At 61.7% G+C, this 3,639-nt stretch carries 3 protein-coding genes; 2 read left to right on the top strand and 1 reads right to left on the bottom strand.

Annotated elements, in window-relative coordinates:
* Both GEU01_RS20035 and GEU01_RS20030 read left to right on the top strand, forming a co-directional pair.
* A partial coding sequence (locus GEU01_RS20035; RefSeq protein ID WP_019086484.1) for an IS66 family transposase occupies positions 1 to 351 on the top strand: 351 nt, incomplete at its 5' end.
* A gap of 34 nt (positions 352 to 385) precedes the next feature.
* The gene (locus tag GEU01_RS20030; protein WP_232272644.1) at positions 386 to 1,402 is read left to right on the top strand and encodes a DUF418 domain-containing protein; all 1,017 of its coding nucleotides are present in this window, start codon (positions 386 to 388) and stop codon (positions 1,400 to 1,402) included.
* 24 nt (positions 1,403 to 1,426) lie between these two features.
* Here GEU01_RS20030 and treF read toward each other — a convergent pair.
* On the bottom strand, positions 1,427 to 3,639 hold a 2,213-nt coding region (treF, locus tag GEU01_RS23525), incomplete at its 5' end, for an alpha,alpha-trehalase TreF (RefSeq protein WP_019087467.1).

Raw genomic sequence — 3,639 nt, 5'->3', positions numbered from 1 at the left:
AAAAATCCCGTTGCCCACGCCATGAACTATTTTCTCAGACGTGCCGATACATTCACACGATTCCTCACTGACGGCCGGATCTGCCTCTCAAACAATGCAGCAGAACGCGCTCTGCGCGGCATCGCCCTGGGCAGGAAAGCCTGGTTGTTCGCCGGGTCCGATCGTGGCGGAGAGCGCGCCGCCGCCATGTATTCCCTGATCGTCACCGCGCGTCTGAACGATGTCGATCCCCACGCATGGCTCGCCGATGTCCTGGCACGGATCAATGACATCCCCAATCCACGCCTCCATGAACTCCTGCCCTGGCACTGGAAAGCCCACCAGCAGGTCCACAATACCATCGCCGCCTGAATACGCCCGCGTCTCTCGCCGGATGATTACTACGTTGCCAGACCGCTTGGCATGGATTGGTGTGCAGGTTGCCATGCAGGGACGTTTCGTTGCCCTGTTTTCCCTGCTTTTCGGTATATCCATGCTGTGGGTTGGTGGTGACGGCCGGGATCGGAGAAAAAGCCGTCGGCTCAGGCGGCGGCTTGGGTGGCTGGCACTGTTCGGCATAGTGCATGGCATGGTCCTGTGGTGGGGGGATATATTGTTGCCCTATGCATTGACCGGCCTTGTCATTAGCCCTTGCCGACGCTGGTCAGGGGCAAGGCTGCTGGTGGTGGGTAGCGTGGCTTATCTTGCAGGTGTCGCCCTGTTGCGCATGGATGGGCTGGTGGCATTGCTGGGTACAGGCCATGTCGCGTATGGGGGGCAGGTTGCAACGGTGCCGCATGACATCATGCTGGCAACGCATTACCCAGCCGCGCTTGCCGGGCTGGTTGGGGAAAACGCAAGGGACTGGCTGCAGGCACTACCGGTTTCGCTTTTTGCGGTGATGGTGACCAGTGGCCCGCTGATGCTGATAGGAATGGGACTCTATCGTTCAGGTTGTTTCCTGTCATGTGCATCGTCGCGCAGATGCGTGTGGTTCTTACCTGCCGGAATTGGTGTCAGCCTGGTACTGTTGCCGCTGGCGCTTATGCAGGTCCGGTTATGTCCTGCATGGTCGGGCGCCTATCCTGCGGATGTTGCTTTTCTGCTGGCTACGATACGGCTGCTGGGTGCGCCGTTTGGCGCGTTGGCATGGTTGTGGCTGGTAGACCGGATCGAGTGGCTGCAACATATGCTGGCCCCCATAGGACGTGTCGCATTGAGTGCCTATCTGGGTCAATCCATAGTGGCGCGTCTTGGTTTTGCGGGAATGCCCCATTTCTATGGCACAATGGATTATGCGTTTCTCATGTGCCTGACGGTGCCAGTGGTTCTGTTTCAGGTTGTGGTGGCCCGGATATGGTACCGCTCTGGTTACACCGGGCCGGCCGAGGCGTTATGGCGATTCCTTTATCTCCGGCCATAACGGCATTCCCAAGCGGTCCTGTGTTTATCCGGGCGGGGAAGAACTGCTGTTTGCGGCAGGTTTCCGGTCAGTCCCGTCTGTATTATTGCCAGATGAATCTGTTGTCGTAGGGGGCTGGTTGGCGGGTTGTGCCGGCTGTGCGGGCTGCGGTGTGGCCGGGACGTCCCGTGGCGGAACGGGCGCAGTGGACACCGTGCCATCATGATGTTCCGCATTGTCGGTCTCGCTGCCCGAAGGCACTGGCGCAGTTGTAGCCGCTGTTGTTTTGTCGGCGGCAGATGCAGGCTGTGTTGGTGTTGGTGTTGGTGTTGGTGTTGGTGTTGGTGCGGCCGGAATCTGCGTGGTCGCGGTTGGTGCGCTCGCCCCCACGGCTGATATCTGCGGCAGGGTGGGCGTCGGGGCCACGGGGCGCGGGGCCAGGGTTACGGTAGGCTGGCTGTAACGGCTCAGCGCATCGGTGTCGCTCTGGACGCCATAGGGGTTCATCGGCGGCAGGGGCTGTGGTGATGGCTGGTCCGCCGCCGGGTTGCGGTCAAGCACGACACGGGTGTTCTGCGGGTAACGGTTCATAAGCCCCAGCAGCGTGCCATTGGTCCAGCCAAACCCGATCTGCATCGGGTATTCGCCGCCGCCCTTGCCGCCCTTGGGGCTGATGAACGGATTGACCACGTCATATTTTTCCAGCAGCACACCGGATTTTTCATAGGTGCCGATCACACGGCCCATCCAGCGGGCCGCGATATCACTGGCCAGTGCGTCATAACCATACTGGTTCAGGCCCTTGACCGCCATCCATTGGAGCGGCGCCCACCCATTGGGTGAATCCCACTGCTGCCCGCTGCCGCTGCGTTCGGTGGCGATCAGGCCACCAACCTTGAGCAGATTCTTGCGCACGGTTTCGGATACGGCCTTGGCCTGCTCGGGCGTTGCCATCTGCATGAACAGGGGTACGACGGTGGCCCCTGACAGGATGGAGGTCGATTCCCCCTTCTTCCAGTCATAATCAATGAAGGCGGCTCGGCGCTCATCCCACAGGATACGCTGCACCGCGTCGATGCGCTCCTGTGCCAGGCGGTTGTAGCGGGCCGCCGCGTCCTTGTTGCCTTTCAGATCATAGGCATGGGCCAGCGTCTGCTCCAGATGCGGGATCATGCAGTTCAGTTCGACCGTCAGCAGGTCGGTGGTATGGATGGTGGACAGGGTATGCCCGTCCGCCAGCCAGCGCGACGAGAAATCCCACCCCGTTTCCGAACCGGCGCGCAGGTCGCGGTAGACTTCTTCCTTCGGGCGACCGGAATGGGCGGCGGTGGCGATATCCTGCGGGTAGCTTTCGTCACGCGGGGTGTCCATGTCATCCCAGTGGCGGTTCATGAGCGTGCCGTCAGGCAGGCGCACGACATGGCGGTACGCACCGCCAGGCGGTACGGAATCCTGCCCGTCCATCCAGTAATCGTATTCGGCCTGCAGTTCGGGCAGGAAAGTGGTGTAGGCCACCTGACCATCATGCATGGCCAGCAGGTCCACCATCAACGAGAAGAACGGCACCTGCGACCGGCTGAGGTAATAGGTGCGGCTGCCATTGGGAATATGGCCATACCGGTCGATCATCGACGCCATGTCGCGCACCATGTCGCGCATGAGGTCGATCTTCTGGTTCTCGTACAGCCCGATCATCGTGAAGTAGCTGTCCCAGTAATACAGTTCACTGAAACGCCCGCCAGGCACGACATAGGTATAGGGCAGGGGAAGCTGTGATGAATACGCCACCTGCGTGTCGGGTGGCCGGCTGAGGACTTCCCACATGCCATTGATGTAGTCGCGCACGTTTTCATCAGGGCTGCGCTGGTAGGAAACCGTCTTGCGTTCGGGCAGGGTGAAATGCCGCGCCACGAAATCCTTGAGCGAGAAGTCAGGCCGCAGCTTGGCGACATTGTATTCCGCCAGGAGGTCCGCCGGGGCCTCATCAGGAATGGCGTCGGCGGCGGTCTTGGCGTCGGTATAGATATGGGCCTCGCCAATCGCCTGGAACAGCCCGTCCAGCACGATCGAGGGGGGACGCAGGTCCTGCACCAGTGCGGCCGGCGCGCCCGCATCGGACAGCAGGGCATCGGCGGGGGGCACCGGACTGCTGCCGGTGGAAGCCGGGCCATCCTTGTGCACGGTCTGCACCGGGGACGTGCCCGGCGTGGGCGGCGCGGCACCGGCGTGGTCGGAACCGCCCGCCGCCGGCATGGCGG

Source organism: Komagataeibacter europaeus LMG 18890 (assembly GCF_000285295.1).
GTDB lineage: Bacteria > Pseudomonadota > Alphaproteobacteria > Acetobacterales > Acetobacteraceae > Komagataeibacter > Komagataeibacter europaeus.
Note: the sequence above shows the minus strand (reverse complement) of the source record. Positions and strands in the feature narration are given on the sequence as shown.